We start from the raw sequence: 15,897 nt of genomic DNA on the forward strand, positions 1-15,897 counted from the left end.
AGCACGGTGGAAACGACCGTTCTCCTGAATTCCGGCCAATGCGCATTTGCGGCCAGCCTGCTGGCGATCGCTTTCTTCATCTTTGATGTCACCAATCCGCGGCGACTTCAGCTTGCCAGCAGCAGACTGAAGGAGCAGCTGGATCCCCGGCAGAATGCCAAGGAACCGGGCAGCCTTGAGCAATTCCTGAAAAACTACAATGAGATCGAATACCTTCTGTCCGATTTCGGGGAGGCGAACCGCTACACGCCCGCCTCTGCACAGGGCCCCAGAAACAGCCGGCCCACGTCGAGCGCCCGACTGGCCGAGATCCTGTTGAGGAATGAAAAAATAAACAAGGGACTGTTTTTTCAACTCAAGAGATTGATCACCCTTCGGAATTCCATCATCCATGGTGCAGATCCCGCCCTCAGCTCCGATGTGATCAAGGCGTCCGAAGATCTCATCTTTCGATTGAAACTGGTGCTTGGCCCATCAGGGCACCAGTTTCATGCACGGTGACGGCTAGCGCATGGATGCCTGCATCGCGGGGTCGTCCAGGCTGGTGAAGGTGAATCCATCCGCCTGCATTTCCTGGATCAGTCTTTCCAGCTGTCGAAGCGTGTTCGGGTGAATTTCGTGCATCAGAACGATGCCGCCGCGGCGTGCCCGCAAGGATGCCACCACGTGGCCCACGAAATCGTGCCGGTATTGTGAAAGTACGCCACAGGACAGTGCTTCGTGGGTGTCCACCGAACCATTCCGATCGAAGGCCCAGTCACAGGTGTCCACATGCCAGCCCGTGATGTGGTACCCCTGTTGATGGATGGTGTCGTTGCCGAAGCAGGACGAATTTCCATAGGGGTACCGGAAATACCGGGCCTGATTGCCGGCGGGCATCTGCTCGAGACCGCGCATGATTGCGGATCGCTGCGCATTTTCGTCAATGTCGTGAAAGTTCGGATGGTCCCACGAGTGACTGCCGATCAGGTGGCGTTTTTTTTCCTGCACCTTGGCAACCAAGTCCGGGTGCTGGGCCATCTTGTCTCCGATGAAGAAGAAAGTGGCCGGGATGCTGTATTTGTCCAGCACCTCAAGGATGTATTCGATCTGGTCTGGTTCCGGACCGTCGTCGAATGTCAGCACTACCTTGTTCTGCGGCGGAGCCGTCGAGATGTCCGAGACAAACCGACATTGTCGACGCAGCGTCTCCTGGTCGGTGCTCAGGCGCTCCTCAAGGCGCGTGAGGTGGGCTTGGCGGAGCAGGGCATGGGGATGGGTGTGCTCGCCATGGACTGGCTGACCGGGTTCCGATGCAGATGGCAGGGGAATGGCAACCTGCGAACATGCTGGCCCCATGCCGGCCAGCATCAGCGATGCGAAGAGAAAACAAAAGCGAAAACGCGTGGACATGTTCAGAGTGCACAGACAAAGAAAGAGGCGATCATGGCGTGTTCTTGGCTGTTTTCGAGTCGCCGACGGTGCGGCCCCCGTCAGACCATGACGCCTGATCACAACAATATGCTGCGTCTGCATGGCCGTGCCGGGCTGTTGTGTCTCCTTTGCGCCATCTTTCCATGGGCACAAGCGGCGCAAGGCCTGGGGGTTTGCCAGTTCGATGCCACGTTGGCCCAGTTCCGTGGGGCGCCGGTCGAGCAAGCCCGCTGCCTGTTGCGGCATGTCGAGCCACACGGATCTGTCCGCCCGGCGCCCGCCAGCCTTCCGCTGTCGCTGGAAGCGCTGATCGATCAACCCACCGGGGATCTGCAGTCGATGCTGCCGAGGCTGCTGCGAGACCTCGGTGTGCGTGCGCACGATCTGGGCGGTGTGCTGGATGCCAAACTGTCTGCGGCAGCGGACAACAGGCCTGCCCGGTACTTCGTGATCCATGACACCAGTTGGCCATGGCTCGGAGAGGCGGCATTTCCTCCCGACGATTCGTTCCCGCTGAATGATCTGAAGCCATTTTCCGGGCGGTACGGCTCCGCCCATGTGTTCGTCAACCGACTCGGTCGGACCGCGACAACGCACGCGTTCAGCGAGCCATGGCGCGCGACCAAACTCGAAATGAAGTCCGACGAATCGGTGGCGAAAGGGCGGTTCCTGCACATCGAATTGCTGCAGCCACGCCGGCGTGATCCCGCTGGCCCGGCCGGCAACGATGCCTTGGCGCCCAGCCCGGGGTTCACTGGAGCGCAGTACGAGCGGTTGGCCTTGCTCTACGTCTTGGCCAGTGCCCGCAGTGGACGCTGGCTGATCCCAGCGTTTCACGGCGCCATGGATGACGGACTGCCCGGAGCGCATGACGATCCGCAGAACTTCGACCTGCTGCCATTCGTCGATGCCGTGATGGCGCTGCGGGAACGCTTGTCGGATCCACCGCTGGCCGAGCAGGCTCCGGACCCTGGTCTCGAAGAATCGGCCACGATTCGCTGAGGTCGGCGTGTGAATGTTCACAGGCAGCCGCCACGGCCTTGCCAGGTAAATGATTGCGAAACATGCCGTGGAGACACTGCCTGTTCCGTGGCTGTGCCACCGCGTCACGCATCACGCTGACAGACCGACCATTTCACCCATGAACCTGCTGCAGATTCTTGTCCTTGCCCTCGTCCAGGGGGCCGCCGAACTGCTTCCTGTCTCCAGTTCGGCCCATGTCATCGTGGCGGAGAAACTCATGGGGCTGGACCCCACCTCGCCGCAGATGACTCTGCTGCTGGTCATGCTGCACACGGGCACGATGTTCGCCGTGATCGTTCACTACTGGGCCTCCTGGCGAGCGACCTATTTCCAGTCCGCGGCGGCCTTCAAGGTCAACGCACTCAACGTGCTGGTGGCCACGCTCGCAACTGGCGTCGTCGGACTGCTGTTGCTGGACGTGATCAAGCGCGTTGTGGCCCACAACGCGCCAGGTTTCGAGATCGAACACCTGTTCGGCAACGCCAGGCTGATGGCGGCTGCGCTGGCGTGTGCGGGGGTGCTCATCATGGCGTCCTCCCGGTTTGGCGAGCGCGGTGGTGGGGAGTTGACGCTTGCCCGTTCGGCCACGATTGGTGCAGTTCAGGGGCTTTGCTTGCCATTTCGGGGGTTTTCTCGTTCTGGCGCGACGATTTCAGCTGGTTTGTCGATGGGCGTTCTGCGCAAGCGGGCCGAAGAATTCAGCTTCGCACTGGCGGTGGTGCTGACGCCGGCCGTGATCGTGAAAGAGGCCTTGCGGTTGGCCAAGGCTCCGGCGGAACTGGCCGCAGGAGGCCTGGTGCACGCGGCTGGCCCCGGTCTGCTGGGCATGTGCTTGAGCTTTCTGGCTGGATTGGCAGCGCTGCGGTGGCTGTCGCGCTGGCTGGAACAGGACCGCTGGCACCTGTTCGGCGGCTATTGCCTGTTCGCTTCCCTGGTCGTGCTGCTGGTGGGTTGAATACCTGTCTATATTGATCATGAATCATGAGGAGTGGCGCGATTGGAGCGCCAAATGGTTTGCCGTGCCTGTTTGATGGTTATGTTTTCAACAAGGCAGTCAATACCATGCAGTTCGGTGTCTGGGCATTTTCGGGATGACCTATTGTAGATACTTCGGTGCCATCGAATCGGCACCGAAATCACCATAGGAACCGAGATGAACAATGATGTTGTGTTGCGGACATTCCACATCGAGGCCAGCGTGCCCATTGCCCAGGCGAACCCTGGTCAGAGCACGATGGTGACCCTGAATTCCTCCGCGCTGGCGGTGATGACCGATCTGACCAAAATCAAGGCGGCCAGTATTCATCCGTCGTCCACGCTTCGGCAGGCTGAGCAGATGATGATTTACCAGGGCGTGCGCATGCTGTTTGTCGTCACGGACATGCCGTCGATCGAAGGGTTGATCACCTTTGCCGATCTGCATGGCGACAAACAGATGCGCGTGGTGCATGACCGCCACATGTACTATGCCGACCTGTGTGTTGCCGACGTGATGTCCGGTCTGGCCGGACTGGATGCCATCGAATTCGAGCGCCTGCAATCCGCCACCATCAGCGACCTGATCGCAACGCTCAAGCACCTTGGACATGACCATCTGCTGGTCGTGCAGCGAGCGACGGCCCAGTCGCCGCGCCAAGTCAGAGGGGTCATTTCCCGCGCCCAGATCGAGCGTCAACTGGGGCATCCTCTGGAAATCATGCCGGTGGCCAACAGCTTTGCGGAAATCGAGCAAGCGCTGGCGTGAGTCGGCGTATCAAGCGGTCCGTGCCGGTCTCGGCGCGAGGCTGGCCATGTCTGCATGAGGGCGGAACTGGGAGCGGTGCTGTTCGCGCTGGAGATGCTCCCGGGTATACGGATGGCTGTGACGCGCAATCCGCAACGACAGGCTGGTCACCCAGCCGTGCGAATGCGATGCGGGCGCATGCACCGGCAGCAGCAGCAGCCAGGCGGTTGTGAGCGCGACCGCGAGTTTCGAGACCTGCGTCGGGCGCTGTGCTCCCCCGGGGACGGCCAGGGTCCACAGGCTGATGCCCCATCCCAGCAGGCCGCCGAGCACCACTTCGCTCCATGAATGGGCGCCGACTTCCACACGGGATACGGCGATCAGCAGAGCCAGGCCTGCTCCTGGCAACAGGTCCAGGCCGGTCACTCGCGGGCGTCGGTACAGTGGCAGCAGTGCCAGCAGCCAAGGAAGAATGGCCGCGGAAAACATGGCGTGGCCGGAAAACCCTGTGAAATCGATCGAGGCCAGTCCCCAGCCGAAGCCGATGAATGCAACCTTGGTGCCGGTGGTGAGCAAGGCGGCTGCAGCCGTGCCGGTGCACCAGCGCCAAGCCAGCGGACGGGACGTCGGATGGAAGACCAGCCACGCCAGCATGGCTGCCATGACGGGCAGCAGGATCTGAGCTTCACCCAGGCGCGTCAGCAGGTGCCACAGGTACTGCGCGGGCGGTGAGTGACTGGTGTCCATGGATCCTCAGAAAAAGTGCGGATCAGGGAATCTACCAGCCTCTCCTGCCTCCGCAGGTCCATCCGGAGCGTCCAGGAATCGGATTTCCGGATGCCCCCGCCGGTCGTGTGCCGTGGTGCACACGGACTAGGCCGACGCGACTGCTTTACATGGTTCTGCTAGAACGTGGCGCATCCCAACGCTTTCACCGTGCCATGACCTCCTCTTCAGTCCGGACCCCTGCGATGCCTTTCAAGCCGGATGCCCCCAGGACCGTGATCGTGCTGCAGGGTGGTGGTGCGTTGGGCGCTTACCAGGGCGGTGTGTGCGAGACGCTTGCAGCACATGGTTACCCGCCCGACTGGCTGGTGGGGACCTCGATCGGCGCGATCAACAGCGCGATCCTGGCAGGCAATCCCCCCGAGCGCCGGATGGAACGTCTGCGCGCCTTCTGGCAGCGAGTCGGTCGAGAGGACACCTTGGCAGGCTGGTCGAACCACCCCCTCGCAGCGTGGCTGCAGCCGTGGATGGCCGCTGGCGGTCTCTGGGACACGATGATCCGTGGTGTGCCCGGATTCTTCGAGCCCCGCCAGGGCGCGGCACTGAACATCAACCAGGACGTTCCACCGGCGCAGGCCAGCTTCTACGACACCTCGCCGCTGCAACGGACCTTGGAGGAGCTGGTCGATTTCGATTATCTGAACGCAGGCCATGTGCGCTGCACCGTCTGTGCCGTCGATGTGGCCACCGCAGAGATGACCGTGTTCGACAGTGCCCGCCAGCGACTGACAGCGCAGCACATCATGGCCAGCGGCGCCTTGCCGCCCGGATTCCCGCCAGTGGTCATCGACGGTCGAGCCTACTGGGACGGTGGCATCTACTCGAACACCCCTGTCGACATCGTCATGGACGACGCCGAACGCCAGGACACCCTGTGCTTCATGGTGGACCTGTGGGATCCGACCGAAGCGACTCCGCGCTCGATCAGCGCCGCGATGGCGCGGCAGAAGGACATCCAGTTCGCCAGTCGCACCCGGGAGCATCTGGACGATCACCGGAAGATGCAGGACATGCGCCGTGCGATCGACATCCTGTCCCGCCACCTGCCGGAGGCCGCACGCGACGATCCGGCGTTGGCCCGTCTGAGCCGCCTCGGCTGTCGCAGCACGGTCAACATCGTGCGGCTGATCATGAAAGCCTTGCCCACGGACGACCACAGCAAGGACATCGACTTCGGTCGATCGCGGCTGGACGCACGCTGGCAGGCCGGCACAAGAGATGCTTTGCGGATGCTGAACAACAAGCGGTGGCTGCGCCCCCTGCCACCGGGCGTCGGCATGATGGTGCACGAGATGGAACAGGAGGATCGTCCATGACCGAAGAGGAAGTACGCGCCAATGCCTTTGCGATGCCCATCGCCAACCCGGCGTATCCACGGGGTCCGTACCGGTTCGTCGACCGCGAATACCTGATCATCACGTACCGTACCGACCCTGAGGCGCTGCGCCGCATGATCCCGGCGCCGCTGCAGCTCGCCGAGCCGGTGGTGAAGTTCGAGTTCATCAACATGCCGGACTCGACCGGTTTCGGCCACTACTGCGAATCAGGGCAGGTGATCCCGGTGACGCTCGATGGCGTTCGCGGTGGCTTCGTGCTCTCGATGTACCTCGACGACCACCCACCGATCGCAGCGGGACGGGAACTCTGGGGCTTTCCCAAGAAGCTGGGCAAGCCCGAACTCCGGGTCCACGCGGACACGCTCATGGGCACGCTGGACTACAGCGATTTCCGGGTCGCCACGGGCACCATGGGCTTCAAGCACCAGGCGCTCGATGCAGACAAGGTCCGTGCATCGATGGCCGAGCCGAACTTCCTGCTCAAGATCATTCCCCATGTGGACGGGACGCCGCGCATCTGCGAGCTGGTGCGCTATGGCCTGGTGGACATCCAGGTCAAAGGCGCCTGGTCTGGCCCGGGGGCGCTGGACCTGCGCGACCATGCGCTCGCTCCCGTCGCAGACCTGCCGGTGCTGGAGGTGCTGTCGACCGTGCACATCCTGGCCGATCTCACGCTGCCGCTGGGCACCGTGGTGCACGATTACCTGGCGCGATGACGCCGTGCAATTCCCATCAACACGCAATCTTCAACAAGGAAATTCCATGCAACTCCAGGGAAAAGTGGCCATCATCACTGGCGCCGCAAGCGGCATCGGCAAGGAGATTGCCTTCGAGTACGCCCGTGAAGGCGCGCTGGTGGTCATTGCCGACCTGTCTGGCGACGCGGCCGCCGCGACCGCGCAGGAAATCACCCAGGCCGGTGGCACGGCGATGGGCGTCACCATGAACGTCACCGACGAAGCCCAGGTCGATGCGGGCGTGGCCCAGGTCATGGCCGCCTACGGCCGGGTCGACATCCTCATCAGCAATGCCGGCATCCAGATCATCAGCGCACTGGTGGACTTCAAGTTCGAGGACTGGCGCAAGCTGGTGGCGATCCACCTCGACGGCGCCTTCCTGACGACGCGGGCCTGCATGCGCGCGATGATCCAGTGCGGCAACGGCGGTACGATCCTGTACATGGGGTCGGTGCATTCGCACGAGGCCTCGCCGCTGAAGGCCCCGTATGTCGCGGCCAAGCACGCCCTGATCGGTCTGGCCAAGGTCGTGGCCAAGGAAGGCGCGAAGGACCGCATCCGCGCCAACGTCATCTGCCCGGGATTCGTGCGCACACCACTGGTCGACAAGCAGATCCCCGAGCAGGCCAAGGCCTTGGGCATCACCGAGGCCGAGGTCATCAAGAACGTCATGCTCAAGGAGACGGTGGACGGCGAGTTCACCACCACGCAGGACGTGGCGCAGACGGCCATTTTCCTGGCCGCCTTCCCCACCAGCGCGCTCACGGGGCAGTCCATCACCGTGAGCCACGGCTGGCACATGCAGTGAGCGTGACTGTGGCCCGGGCAGAACCGCTCAGTGCGGCCCGGACACCGAGGTCAGGTAGGCAATGACCAGTGCACGGTCTGGCGCCTCGGCCAGACCGTCGTACTTCATCTTGCCGCCGGGGACGGTGCCGGCCGGGGAGGCGATGTAGCGGTCCAGCACGGCGGGCGACCAGACCAGTCCGCTCTGGCGCAAGGCGTCGGAGTAGACGAAGCCGGGCACCACGCCCGCCTTGCGGCCGATGACCGCGAACAGCGACGGCCCCTTCTTGTCCTTGCCTTCCTTGACGCTGTGGCATTCCGAGCAATGGGTGGCAAACAGTCCGGCGGCCTTCTTGAGATCGACGGTGGCCTGCGCTTGGGCGTGGGCCATGGGCGCGGTCAGGCTCAGTGTGCAAGCGGCGGCCAGCAGCGCCCGCCGCAGGCCCGTGGGTGGAGTGCGGCGTGCCATCAGAAGCTGGTCCAGGCGAAGAGATGCAGCGTGTTGTGGTCCGTTGCGCCGGCACGTTCGCCTTCGAAGCGGCTGTACATCCAGTATTGCGCGCCCAGACGCAAGTTCAGCGGGCTCCAGAGCACCGGCGTCTCGCTGTCTTCCTTGCCCCACGGCGTCCAGTCGATCTGGACGAGTCGGCCCAGGGTCGATGCGTCGGAGGCGCTGCCGGTCGTGTTGAACCAGCCAGCGCTCGCGCCCCAGGTCTGGTTGAAGTGGTAGCTGGCGTTCAGGCGCTGTTCGCGCAGTCGGCTCGTGTCGCCGGTGGCGGCTTCGAGCTTGCGTTCGCGCAGCCAGGACCCATTGATGGTGACCATGTGCTCGCGGGTTCCCAGGAACTGGTAGCTGCCGTCGATGCCGGCGTCCGCGTAGTGGTCCTGCGTGTCGGCGGCCAGGCGGTCGGGCGCGAGGCGGGCGTTCCAGCCAAACAGGCCAAGCGAGTAATTGCGGGTCTTCAGATCCTTGAAATAGGCCAGGCGCCAGTAGGCGTTGCCGCCGAGGCGCTGCGTGTCGGGGCCCGCGCCCAGCTTGCTCTGCAGGCTCGACGACAGTGACCGGTAGCTGCCCAGTTCCGCGTAGACCGACTGGTTCATGAACGCATAGGCCGAGGCGCCGATCACACGCTGCGCCAGTCCGCCGTTGAGCAGACTGGCGGCGGCGCCAGTGCCGAATCCGGCAGCGGGACTCTTGTAGGGATAGCCCCAGGCCGGCAGCGTGTTGAAGGGGTCCTGCACCGACGGGTTGTTGTTCAGGGACACCCCGAGCAGTGTGTCCACGCCGCCGAGTTTCACGGTGCCCGCCGCGCGCACATCGACCTGGTCGAGGGCGGTGGAGTGCCCGATGCCGTCGTAGGTGACTTGCGCGAAGCTGCCGACATGGTCGGCCAGTCGACCCGCCAGGAACACCGAGGCTTCGTCCAGCGTCGTGTTGTTGTTGGTCTTCAGGTGGTCCGGGGCTGGGTCCTGCGGGGCGCGGGTGCGGGCAAAGGCGGCCACGACCATCGCCGACAGTGGCACCTTGCCGCTCTTGCCGTCCATGTCGGTGTAGCCGCCAAGCTTGAACTGGATGCCAGCGGGCGTGAGCTGCGGGCCGAAAGCGCCGACGTGGCAGCCGGCGCATTCCATGCCGGTCTGGCGGGCGTAGGAGGGCACGGCGTGTGCGGGCGTGCCCAGGACGGCCAGCGACATCAGGCCCAGGGTGCCGATCGAGGCGGGGAGACGGTGCAGAGGTTTCAGCATGCGGGGATCAAGGAATCAACGGGTGGAAGTGGAGCGCGAAAGGAAAAGCGCGAGGTGACCAGGTAGAAAAGCGATGTGGCGGCGATCAGCGGGCATGGCCCGGCAGCATCCGGCTCAGGACGTCATCCCGGCGCCAGCGCTGGTGCCACACCACGGCCAGGAGGTGCAACCCAATCAGTCCGCCCAGGGCGTAGCCCAGGTAGCTGTGGGTGTCGTCCAGCGTGTCCGCCAGGTCTGGATCGGCGTCGACCAGTGCAGGCAGGTGAACCGGGCCGATCGACAGATCCACCCCATGGGCGCTGGACAGCGCCCAGCCCAGCAGTGGCAGCGCCAGCAGGCCGAGGTACATCAGGCCATGGGCGCCGAAGGCCGCCAGCCGCGTGGCCAAGGGCGTGGTGTCCGTGGCGGACGCCAGATCCCGGCCCCTGTGCCAATCAGTGATCAACGCATGCAGCTTGACGCTCACGCGGCCCCAGGTGGCGGCCCAGATCAGCAGGCCGATCCAGCGGTGGGCGCCCAGCATCAGGCGGCGGGTTCCTTCCGCATCGACGGCGTCACGGCCCAGCGCCAGCGCGAAGGCCAGAACCAGTCCACCAGCCGTGAGCCAGTGCAGCACGCGCAGTGGCAGCGGATGTGGGCGTGTGGGCGTGGTACGGGTTTCTGGATGCAGGGGCATGGCGGCTCGCATGGTTGGTAGAAACCATGATTCGGCGCGCCAGCCTTCAGATCGCTGACGATTTCGGTATCGGAACGTGCCGAAAGTGCAAGGTGACCGTTGTTCCGCGTCCGCCGGCTCCGGATTCCAGCGCGATCACTGCGCCATGGCGAAGTGCGATGCGCTCGACGATGGCCAGCCCCAGACCGCTGCCCTGGCCATGCGAGGTCAACCGCACGAAGCGTTCGAAGACGCGGCGCCGGTCCTGCGGCGCAATGCCCGGACCGTTGTCTTCGACCTGGAGAAACCCACCCGCACCGGGTTGCTGACCGCAACGCACGGTGACCGTGCTGCCCGGTGGGCAATGGCTGATGGCGTTGTCGACCAGATTCAGCAGCAACTCCAGCAGCATCCAGTGTGCGCCGTGCACCGTGGCCTCGTGGACCTCGAAACCCAGATCCATGCCACGCGCCAGCGCCGCATCGAGCCGCAGGCTCGCCACTTCCACCAGCAGACTGCGCAGGTGGACCGGCCCCATCCGGATGGCGTCCTCCGCACCATCGCTGACCCGCGCCAGCGACAGCATGCGCTGACTCAGCCCCACCAGACGCTGCACGCTGCGCTCGACGGAGCCCCACTGCTGGCGTGCTTTCGGATCCGCGGGCAGTGGCATCAGCTCGATCTGCGCCTGCAGCCCGGCCAGTGGAGTACGGAGCTGGTGCGCCGCGTGGCTGAGAAAGGTCTGGCGTGTCTCTGCGTCCTGCCGCACGCGAGCGACCAGCCGATTCAGCGCCCGGACCAGCGGCAGCACTTCGGCCTGAACGCCCCGCAAGCGCAGCGGACGCAGGTGTTCCACGTCATGGGTCGAGACGCGCCTGCCCAGTTCGTGCAGCGGTGCGATGGCCTGTCGGACTGCCAGCACCACCGCCAGCACGATCACGGCCAGCATCACCAGATTGATCACCATCGATGTGGCGATGATGTGGCGGGCGGCTTCGATCCGGCGGTGGCGGGCCTGCGCCACCACGATCAGCGCATTGCCATCCGGCCCGGTGTAGTGGTAGGTCACTGCGCGGACAGGCTGCTCGGCGTACTGCCCGTTCCGGAACATCAGCGGAGGCGTGGCTGGCATTTCGGTGACGGCGAGTTCGGAGAGCCGAGGCTCCCCTGCGACCACGCTGCCGTCGGTGCGCCGGACCAGGAAGTGCATCCGGTCGCCGGCCTCCACCTTGTTGACCACCTCGACCATGGCGTCCAGGTGGTTGCTGAGGTCATGGTCCCGGTCGGTTTCAAGTCGGGCGGCGAGGCCGATCGCGGTGCTGGCCAGGACCTGGTCGAAGGCGTCATCGGTCAGGCGGCGCGCCTGCAGATAGTCGACCCAGGCCCCGAGGCTGCCGACCAGCAGCAGCGGTGTCAGCAGCAGCACCAGCAGCCGGTGGACCAGCGAGACGCGCCGGTTCATCGTCACCAGCCGGTTCACGGCAGCAGGTCCGGCATGGATTCGATGTCGGGATCCGCATCCAGCCGATAGCCCATGCCGCGCACCGTGCGCAGCGTCACGCCTGCGCCCTGCAGCTTGGTGCGCAGCCGCGAGGCATAGATCTCGATGGCGTTTGGCGTGATCTCGTGGTCCCAGCGGCTCAGGCTGTCGATCAGGCGGTCCTTGGCCACCACGTTCGGCGCACCGAGCATGAGTTGCACCAGCAGGTCCCACTCGCGTCCGGTCAGGGCCAGCGGCTGGTCGCCGGACTGCGCTTCCTGGCGGCCGATGTCCAGTGTCAGCCGTCCCAGCTGGATCACTGAACTGCAGGCGGATCGGCTGCGTCGAATCAGCGCCTGGCAGCGCGCAACCAGTTCCTGCCAGTGGAAGGGCTTGGCCATGTAGTCATCGGCGCCGGACGTGAGTCCGGCCACGCGGTCCGGGATGCCGTCGCGTGCCGTCAGCACCAGGATCGGTACCGCATTGCGGCGCTCCCGCAACCGGCGCAGCAGGTCGAGCCCCGACATCCGAGGCAGGCCGATGTCGAGCAGGACCAGGTCGTACTGGGTGCAGGACAGCACGGCATCGGCCTCTTCCGCGGTTCCCAGCACTTCGGTTGCAAAACCCACCCGCGCCAGACCTTCACGGAGGGCCAGCGCCAACGGTTCGTCGTCTTCCACCAGCAATATGCGCATCGCGAGACTGTACTTCCTCGCCGCAGGCCGCCCGTTCCGTGGCCATCCAACCGGGTATGGCAAACTCCGCCGCCTCTCCAACTGCCCTTTCACCGGTTTGGAACACGCACAACACGCTCAGAAGATCCTGCTTCAGCTCGCAACAGAGCTGAAGGTCCGCCCGGCCCAGGTCAAGGCCGCCATCGACCTGCTGGACAGCGGTGCCACGGTGCCGTTCATCGCCCGCTACCGCAAGGAAGTCACCGACGGGCTCGACGACATCCAGCTGCGCGAGCTGGAGTCGCGGCTGGGCTACCTGCGCGAGCTGGAGGACCGGCGCGACGCGGTGCTCAAGAGCATCGACGAGCAGGGCAAGCTGACGCCCGCGCTGCGCGCCGCCATCGAGGCCGCGCCGACCAAGCAGGAGCTGGAAGACCTGTATCTGCCGTACAAGGTCAAGCGCCGCACCAAGGGTCTGATCGCCCGCGAGGCGGGGCTGGAGCCGCTGGCGGACAAGCTGTTCGCCGATCCGTCGCTCGACCCCAAGACCGAAGCCGCTGCCTTCCTCAACCCCGATGCCGGCTTTGCCGACGCACTGGCGGTGCTGGACGGCGTGCGCGACCTGCTGAGCGAGCGCTGGGCCGAGGATGCCGCGCTGGTCGGCAAGCTGCGCGAATGGCTGTGGGCAGAAGGGCTGTTCAAGTCCAGGCGCATGGATGGCAAGGACGAGCACCACCCGGATGTGGCCAAGTTCCGTGACTACTTCGACTACGACGAGCCGGTCAGTCGCGTGCCGTCGCACCGGGCGCTGGCGGTGTTCCGCGGTCGTGCGCTGGACCTGCTGGACGTCAAGCTCGCGCTGGCCGAGGAGCCGGTGACGGGGCAGCCGTCGCTGGCCGAAGGCCGGATCGCCATCCACCTTGGCTGGAGCCACGCGAAGCGCCCGAGTGACGACCTGATCCGCAAGACGATCGCCTGGACGTGGAAGGTCAAGCTCAGCCTGAGCCTGGAGCGCGACCTGTTCACCCGCCTGCGCGAGAGCGCCGAGGGTGTGGCGATCAAGGTGTTCAGCGAGAACCTGCGCGACCTGCTGCTGGCCGCGCCCGCGGGCAAGCGGGTCGTGATGGGGCTGGACCCGGGCATCCGCACCGGTGTGAAAGTCGCGGTGGTGAGCGACACCGGCAAGGTGCTTGACACGTCCACCGTCTACCCGCACGAGCCACGCCGTGACTGGGAAGGCGCGCTGCACGCGCTGGCCAGGCTGTGTGCGACGCACGGCGTCAACCTGATCGCCATCGGCAACGGCACCGCCAGCCGCGAGACCGACAAGCTCGCCGCTGACCTGATCAAGCGCCTGCAGCAACTGGCGCCGGACCGCCAGATCGACAAGGTCGTGGTGTCGGAGGCGGGTGCATCGGTCTACTCGGCGTCGGAGTTCGCCTCGAAGGAGCTGCCGGACCTGGACGTGAGCCTGCGTGGTGCGGTGTCGATCGCGCGGCGCTTGCAGGACCCGCTGGCTGAACTCGTCAAGATCGATCCGAAGAGCATCGGCGTCGGCCAGTACCAGCACGACGTGAACCAGAGCGAACTGGCGCGCACGCTGGTCACCGTGGTCGAGGACTGCGTGAACGCCGTCGGCGTGGACCTGAACACGGCGTCATCGGCGTTGCTGTCACGCGTGTCGGGGCTGAGTGCCTCGGTGGCGGCGAGCATCGTGCGCTGGCGGGACACGAACGGCGCGTTCCGCACCCGCAGGCAACTGCTGGATGTGACGGGCCTCGGCCCGAAGACCTTCGAGCAGGCGGCTGGTTTCCTGCGCATCCGTGGCGGCGACAACCCGCTCGACATCACCGGTGTCCACCCGGAAACCTACCCGGTGGTCGAGCAGATGATCGCGAAGACAGGGCGGCCGATCAGCGAACTGATGGGCCGCAGTGACGTGCTCAGGACGCTGAAGCCCGAAGCCTTTGCCGACGAGCGGTTCGGCGCCATCACCGTCAAGGACATCCTTGGCGAGCTGGAAAAACCGGGACGCGATCCGCGGCCGGACTTCAAGGTCGCGCGCTTCAACGAAGGTGTCGAGGACATCAAGGACCTCGTCGAAGGCATGGTGCTCGAAGGCACGGTGAGCAACGTGGCGCAGTTCGGCGCGTTCGTCGATCTGGGCGTGCACCAGGACGGACTGGTCCACGTCAGCCAGCTCAGCAACAAGTTCGTCAGCGACGCGCGCGAGATCGTCAAGACCGGCGACATCGTCAAGGTGCGTGTCGTGGAAGTCGATCTGGCGCGCAAGCGCATCGCGCTGACGATGAAGCTGGATGCACCGGTGCAGGCCAAGGCCGTGGCCAAGACCGAGAACAGCTTCCGGCCGGCTGGGCGTGGTGAACAACGTCCCGGGCGGGGCGCGCCGGCATCGGCGCCGGGAGGTGGCGGAGCGATGGCAGCTGCGTTCGCCAAGCTGAAGAGCGGGCGCTGAAGGGTGCGGATTCGGACAGAATGCATGGACCGCCATGTCGGCGCGCAAGGAGAACCACGATGTCCAAGACCCCCGTTCGCACCCTGCTGGCCATCTCGACCGCTGTTCTGGCGCTGTCCGGCTGTTCTTCCATGAAGGACGGCCTGGGCTCCATGCACGACCGCATGATGGGCGACGGTCCCCGCGCCACGGCGAAGCTCGAAGCCACCAAGGGCAACACGGCCAGCGGTACCGTCACCTTCATGCAGCACGGGGACCATGTCATGGCGCACGCCGTCATCACCGGCCTGAAGCCATTGAGCGAACACGGCTTCCATGTCCATGAAAAAGGCGACTGCAGCAGCGGCGACGGCCTGGGCACCGGCGGGCACTTCAACCCGACCGGCAAGCCGCATGGCGCGCAGGATGCCGACCACCATGCGGGTGACATGCCCGCGCTGAAAGCCGATGCCGAGGGCCGTGCCGAAGCACACATGCACCTGACCGGTGTGACGCTGGGTGACGGTGGTCCGACCGATCTGGCTGGCCGCGGTCTGATCGTGCACGCCGGTCCGGACGACTACAAGACCCAGCCGACCGGCAACTCGGGCGCGCGCATCGCCTGCGGCGTCATCGAGTCCGCCAAGCGCTGACGCCACCGAGGAGACGGCCTGGATGCGCAGTCTGCAGATCCTCGCGGGCCCCCGTGCCCGCACGCATCTGGCTGCGCATGGGCTGCGTCCGGCCGATGTGCGGGCGGTGGCGGCCGCGGCCGGTGGACCCAAGGGCCTGGTGCTGACGCCGATCGACCGGTTCCTGTCCGGCCACTGGCTGCGCGGAGCAGGGCCACCCGTGCACTTGGTCGGTGCCAGCATCGGCGCATGGCGCATGGCCTGCGCCATGCTGCCGGACCCGGATGCCGCGCTGACGCAACTGGCCCGCGACTACATCGCAGAGAGCTACGCGCCACCCCGTGGCGAGCGCCAGTCCGCGCGCAACATCAGCCGCCGTTTCGCTGAACTGCTGGATGTGCAGATCGCCGGGCAGCAGGCACAGGTGCTGGCGCATCCGCGGTTCCGGCT

Annotated in this window: 16 protein-coding genes and 1 pseudogene; 10 read left to right on the forward strand and 7 right to left on the reverse strand. The window is 65.3% G+C overall.

Annotation, left to right across the window (positions count from 1 at the left end; translation table 11 throughout):
* The coding region (locus AB3X43_RS18500; protein WP_369431341.1) for a hypothetical protein at positions 1 to 501 on the forward strand (501 nt) is incomplete at its 5' end.
* A gap of 3 nt (positions 502 to 504) precedes the next feature.
* Here AB3X43_RS18500 and AB3X43_RS18505 read toward each other — a convergent pair.
* The gene (locus AB3X43_RS18505; protein WP_369431342.1) at positions 505 to 1,392 is read right to left on the reverse strand and encodes a polysaccharide deacetylase family protein; all 888 of its coding nucleotides are present in this window, start codon (positions 1,390 to 1,392) and stop codon (positions 505 to 507) included.
* Positions 1,393 to 1,479: 87 nt separating this feature from the next.
* On the opposite strand from AB3X43_RS18505, the gene AB3X43_RS18510 reads away from it, so the two are divergent.
* The 3 genes from AB3X43_RS18510 (at position 1,480) to AB3X43_RS18520 (ending at position 4,180) form a co-directional block, all read left to right on the forward strand.
* Positions 1,480 to 2,415: a hypothetical protein gene (locus AB3X43_RS18510; RefSeq protein ID WP_369431343.1), complete on the forward strand. Its 936-nt coding sequence runs from the start codon at positions 1,480 to 1,482 to the stop codon at positions 2,413 to 2,415.
* Positions 2,416 to 2,554: 139 nt separating this feature from the next.
* Positions 2,555 to 3,391 carry an undecaprenyl-diphosphate phosphatase gene (locus tag AB3X43_RS18515; RefSeq protein ID WP_369431345.1) on the forward strand — a complete coding sequence of 279 codons (837 nt, stop codon included), beginning with the start codon at positions 2,555 to 2,557 and terminating at the stop codon, positions 3,389 to 3,391.
* A 198-nt stretch (positions 3,392 to 3,589) separates the two neighbouring features.
* Positions 3,590 to 4,180: a CBS domain-containing protein gene (locus tag AB3X43_RS18520; protein ID WP_369431346.1), complete on the forward strand. Its 591-nt coding sequence runs from the start codon at positions 3,590 to 3,592 to the stop codon at positions 4,178 to 4,180.
* A gap of 9 nt (positions 4,181 to 4,189) precedes the next feature.
* Here AB3X43_RS18520 and AB3X43_RS18525 read toward each other — a convergent pair whose 3' ends face one another.
* Positions 4,190 to 4,906, reverse strand: coding sequence for a phosphatase PAP2 family protein (locus AB3X43_RS18525; RefSeq protein WP_369431347.1), 717 nt, complete (start codon positions 4,904 to 4,906; stop codon positions 4,190 to 4,192).
* A gap of 224 nt (positions 4,907 to 5,130) precedes the next feature.
* Between AB3X43_RS18525 and AB3X43_RS18530 the strand changes: the two genes are divergently transcribed.
* Genes AB3X43_RS18530 through AB3X43_RS18540 form a run of 3 tightly spaced genes read left to right on the forward strand, consistent with a single transcriptional unit; the run spans position 5,131 to position 7,827 of the window.
* Entirely contained in the window at positions 5,131 to 6,261 is a 1,131-nt protein-coding gene (locus AB3X43_RS18530) for a patatin-like phospholipase family protein (RefSeq protein ID WP_369431348.1), read from the forward strand.
* Positions 6,258 to 6,998 carry an acetoacetate decarboxylase gene (locus AB3X43_RS18535; protein ID WP_369431349.1) on the forward strand — a complete coding sequence of 247 codons (741 nt, stop codon included), beginning with the start codon at positions 6,258 to 6,260 and terminating at the stop codon, positions 6,996 to 6,998. Before AB3X43_RS18530 ends, AB3X43_RS18535 begins: the two co-directional genes overlap by 4 nt.
* Before the next feature lie 46 nt (positions 6,999 to 7,044).
* Positions 7,045 to 7,827 (forward strand): 3-hydroxybutyrate dehydrogenase, encoded by a 783-nt coding sequence (locus AB3X43_RS18540; RefSeq protein WP_369431350.1) that lies wholly within the window; start codon positions 7,045 to 7,047, stop codon positions 7,825 to 7,827.
* Positions 7,828 to 7,854: 27 nt separating this feature from the next.
* On the opposite strand, the gene AB3X43_RS18545 is transcribed toward AB3X43_RS18540, so the two are convergent.
* The 5 genes from AB3X43_RS18545 to AB3X43_RS18565 form a co-directional block, all read right to left on the reverse strand.
* Complete coding sequence (locus AB3X43_RS18545) at positions 7,855 to 8,274, reverse strand: c-type cytochrome (RefSeq protein ID WP_369431351.1); 420 nt, start codon at positions 8,272 to 8,274, stop codon at positions 7,855 to 7,857.
* Positions 8,274 to 9,551, reverse strand: coding sequence for a hypothetical protein (locus AB3X43_RS18550; protein ID WP_369431352.1), 1,278 nt, complete (start codon positions 9,549 to 9,551; stop codon positions 8,274 to 8,276). Before AB3X43_RS18550 ends, AB3X43_RS18545 begins: the two co-directional genes overlap by 1 nt.
* Before the next feature lie 85 nt (positions 9,552 to 9,636).
* On the reverse strand, positions 9,637 to 10,227 hold the full coding sequence (locus AB3X43_RS18555) for a cytochrome b (RefSeq protein WP_369431353.1): 591 nt from the start codon (positions 10,225 to 10,227) through the stop codon (positions 9,637 to 9,639).
* 46 nt (positions 10,228 to 10,273) lie between these two features.
* Positions 10,274 to 11,686 carry a sensor histidine kinase gene (locus AB3X43_RS18560; RefSeq protein ID WP_369431354.1) on the reverse strand — a complete coding sequence of 471 codons (1,413 nt, stop codon included), beginning with the start codon at positions 11,684 to 11,686 and terminating at the stop codon, positions 10,274 to 10,276.
* A complete protein-coding gene (locus tag AB3X43_RS18565; protein WP_369431355.1) occupies positions 11,683 to 12,381 on the reverse strand; it encodes a response regulator in 699 nt (232 codons plus the stop codon). Before AB3X43_RS18565 ends, AB3X43_RS18560 begins: the two co-directional genes overlap by 4 nt.
* Before the next feature lie 97 nt (positions 12,382 to 12,478).
* Between AB3X43_RS18565 and AB3X43_RS18570 the strand changes: the two genes are divergently transcribed.
* The 3 genes and pseudogenes from AB3X43_RS18570 to AB3X43_RS18580 form a co-directional block, all read left to right on the forward strand.
* Positions 12,479 to 14,836 (forward strand): Tex family protein, encoded by a 2,358-nt coding sequence (locus AB3X43_RS18570; protein ID WP_369431356.1) that lies wholly within the window; start codon positions 12,479 to 12,481, stop codon positions 14,834 to 14,836.
* 59 nt (positions 14,837 to 14,895) lie between these two features.
* Positions 14,896 to 15,468, forward strand: coding sequence for a superoxide dismutase family protein (locus tag AB3X43_RS18575; RefSeq protein WP_369431357.1), 573 nt, complete (start codon positions 14,896 to 14,898; stop codon positions 15,466 to 15,468).
* A gap of 22 nt (positions 15,469 to 15,490) precedes the next feature.
* Positions 15,491 to 15,897: pseudogene (locus tag AB3X43_RS18580) on the forward strand (phospholipase); the annotation flags it as partial.

The organism is Sphaerotilus sp. (genome assembly GCF_041083715.1).
Taxonomy (GTDB): domain Bacteria; phylum Pseudomonadota; class Gammaproteobacteria; order Burkholderiales; family Burkholderiaceae_C; genus Sphaerotilus.

Bases quoted from the DNA above. Each gene is read 5' to 3' on its own strand.
- AB3X43_RS18505 (WP_369431342.1), bottom strand. From the start codon at position 1,392: ATGTCCACGCGTTTTCGCTTTTGTTTTCTCTTCGCATCGCTGATGCTG.
- AB3X43_RS18510 (WP_369431343.1), top strand. From the start codon at position 1,480: ATGACGCCTGATCACAACAATATGCTGCGTCTGCATGGCCGTGCCGGG.
- AB3X43_RS18515 (WP_369431345.1), top strand. From the start codon at position 2,555: ATGAACCTGCTGCAGATTCTTGTCCTTGCCCTCGTCCAGGGGGCCGCC.
- AB3X43_RS18520 (WP_369431346.1), top strand. From the start codon at position 3,590: ATGAACAATGATGTTGTGTTGCGGACATTCCACATCGAGGCCAGCGTG.
- AB3X43_RS18525 (WP_369431347.1), bottom strand. From the start codon at position 4,906: ATGGACACCAGTCACTCACCGCCCGCGCAGTACCTGTGGCACCTGCTG.
- AB3X43_RS18530 (WP_369431348.1), top strand. From the start codon at position 5,131: ATGCCTTTCAAGCCGGATGCCCCCAGGACCGTGATCGTGCTGCAGGGT.
- AB3X43_RS18535 (WP_369431349.1), top strand. From the start codon at position 6,258: ATGACCGAAGAGGAAGTACGCGCCAATGCCTTTGCGATGCCCATCGCC.
- AB3X43_RS18540 (WP_369431350.1), top strand. From the start codon at position 7,045: ATGCAACTCCAGGGAAAAGTGGCCATCATCACTGGCGCCGCAAGCGGC.
- AB3X43_RS18545 (WP_369431351.1), bottom strand. From the start codon at position 8,274: ATGGCACGCCGCACTCCACCCACGGGCCTGCGGCGGGCGCTGCTGGCC.
- AB3X43_RS18550 (WP_369431352.1), bottom strand. From the start codon at position 9,551: ATGCTGAAACCTCTGCACCGTCTCCCCGCCTCGATCGGCACCCTGGGC.
- AB3X43_RS18555 (WP_369431353.1), bottom strand. From the start codon at position 10,227: ATGCCCCTGCATCCAGAAACCCGTACCACGCCCACACGCCCACATCCG.
- AB3X43_RS18565 (WP_369431355.1), bottom strand. From the start codon at position 12,381: ATGCGCATATTGCTGGTGGAAGACGACGAACCGTTGGCGCTGGCCCTC.
- AB3X43_RS18575 (WP_369431357.1), top strand. From the start codon at position 14,896: ATGTCCAAGACCCCCGTTCGCACCCTGCTGGCCATCTCGACCGCTGTT.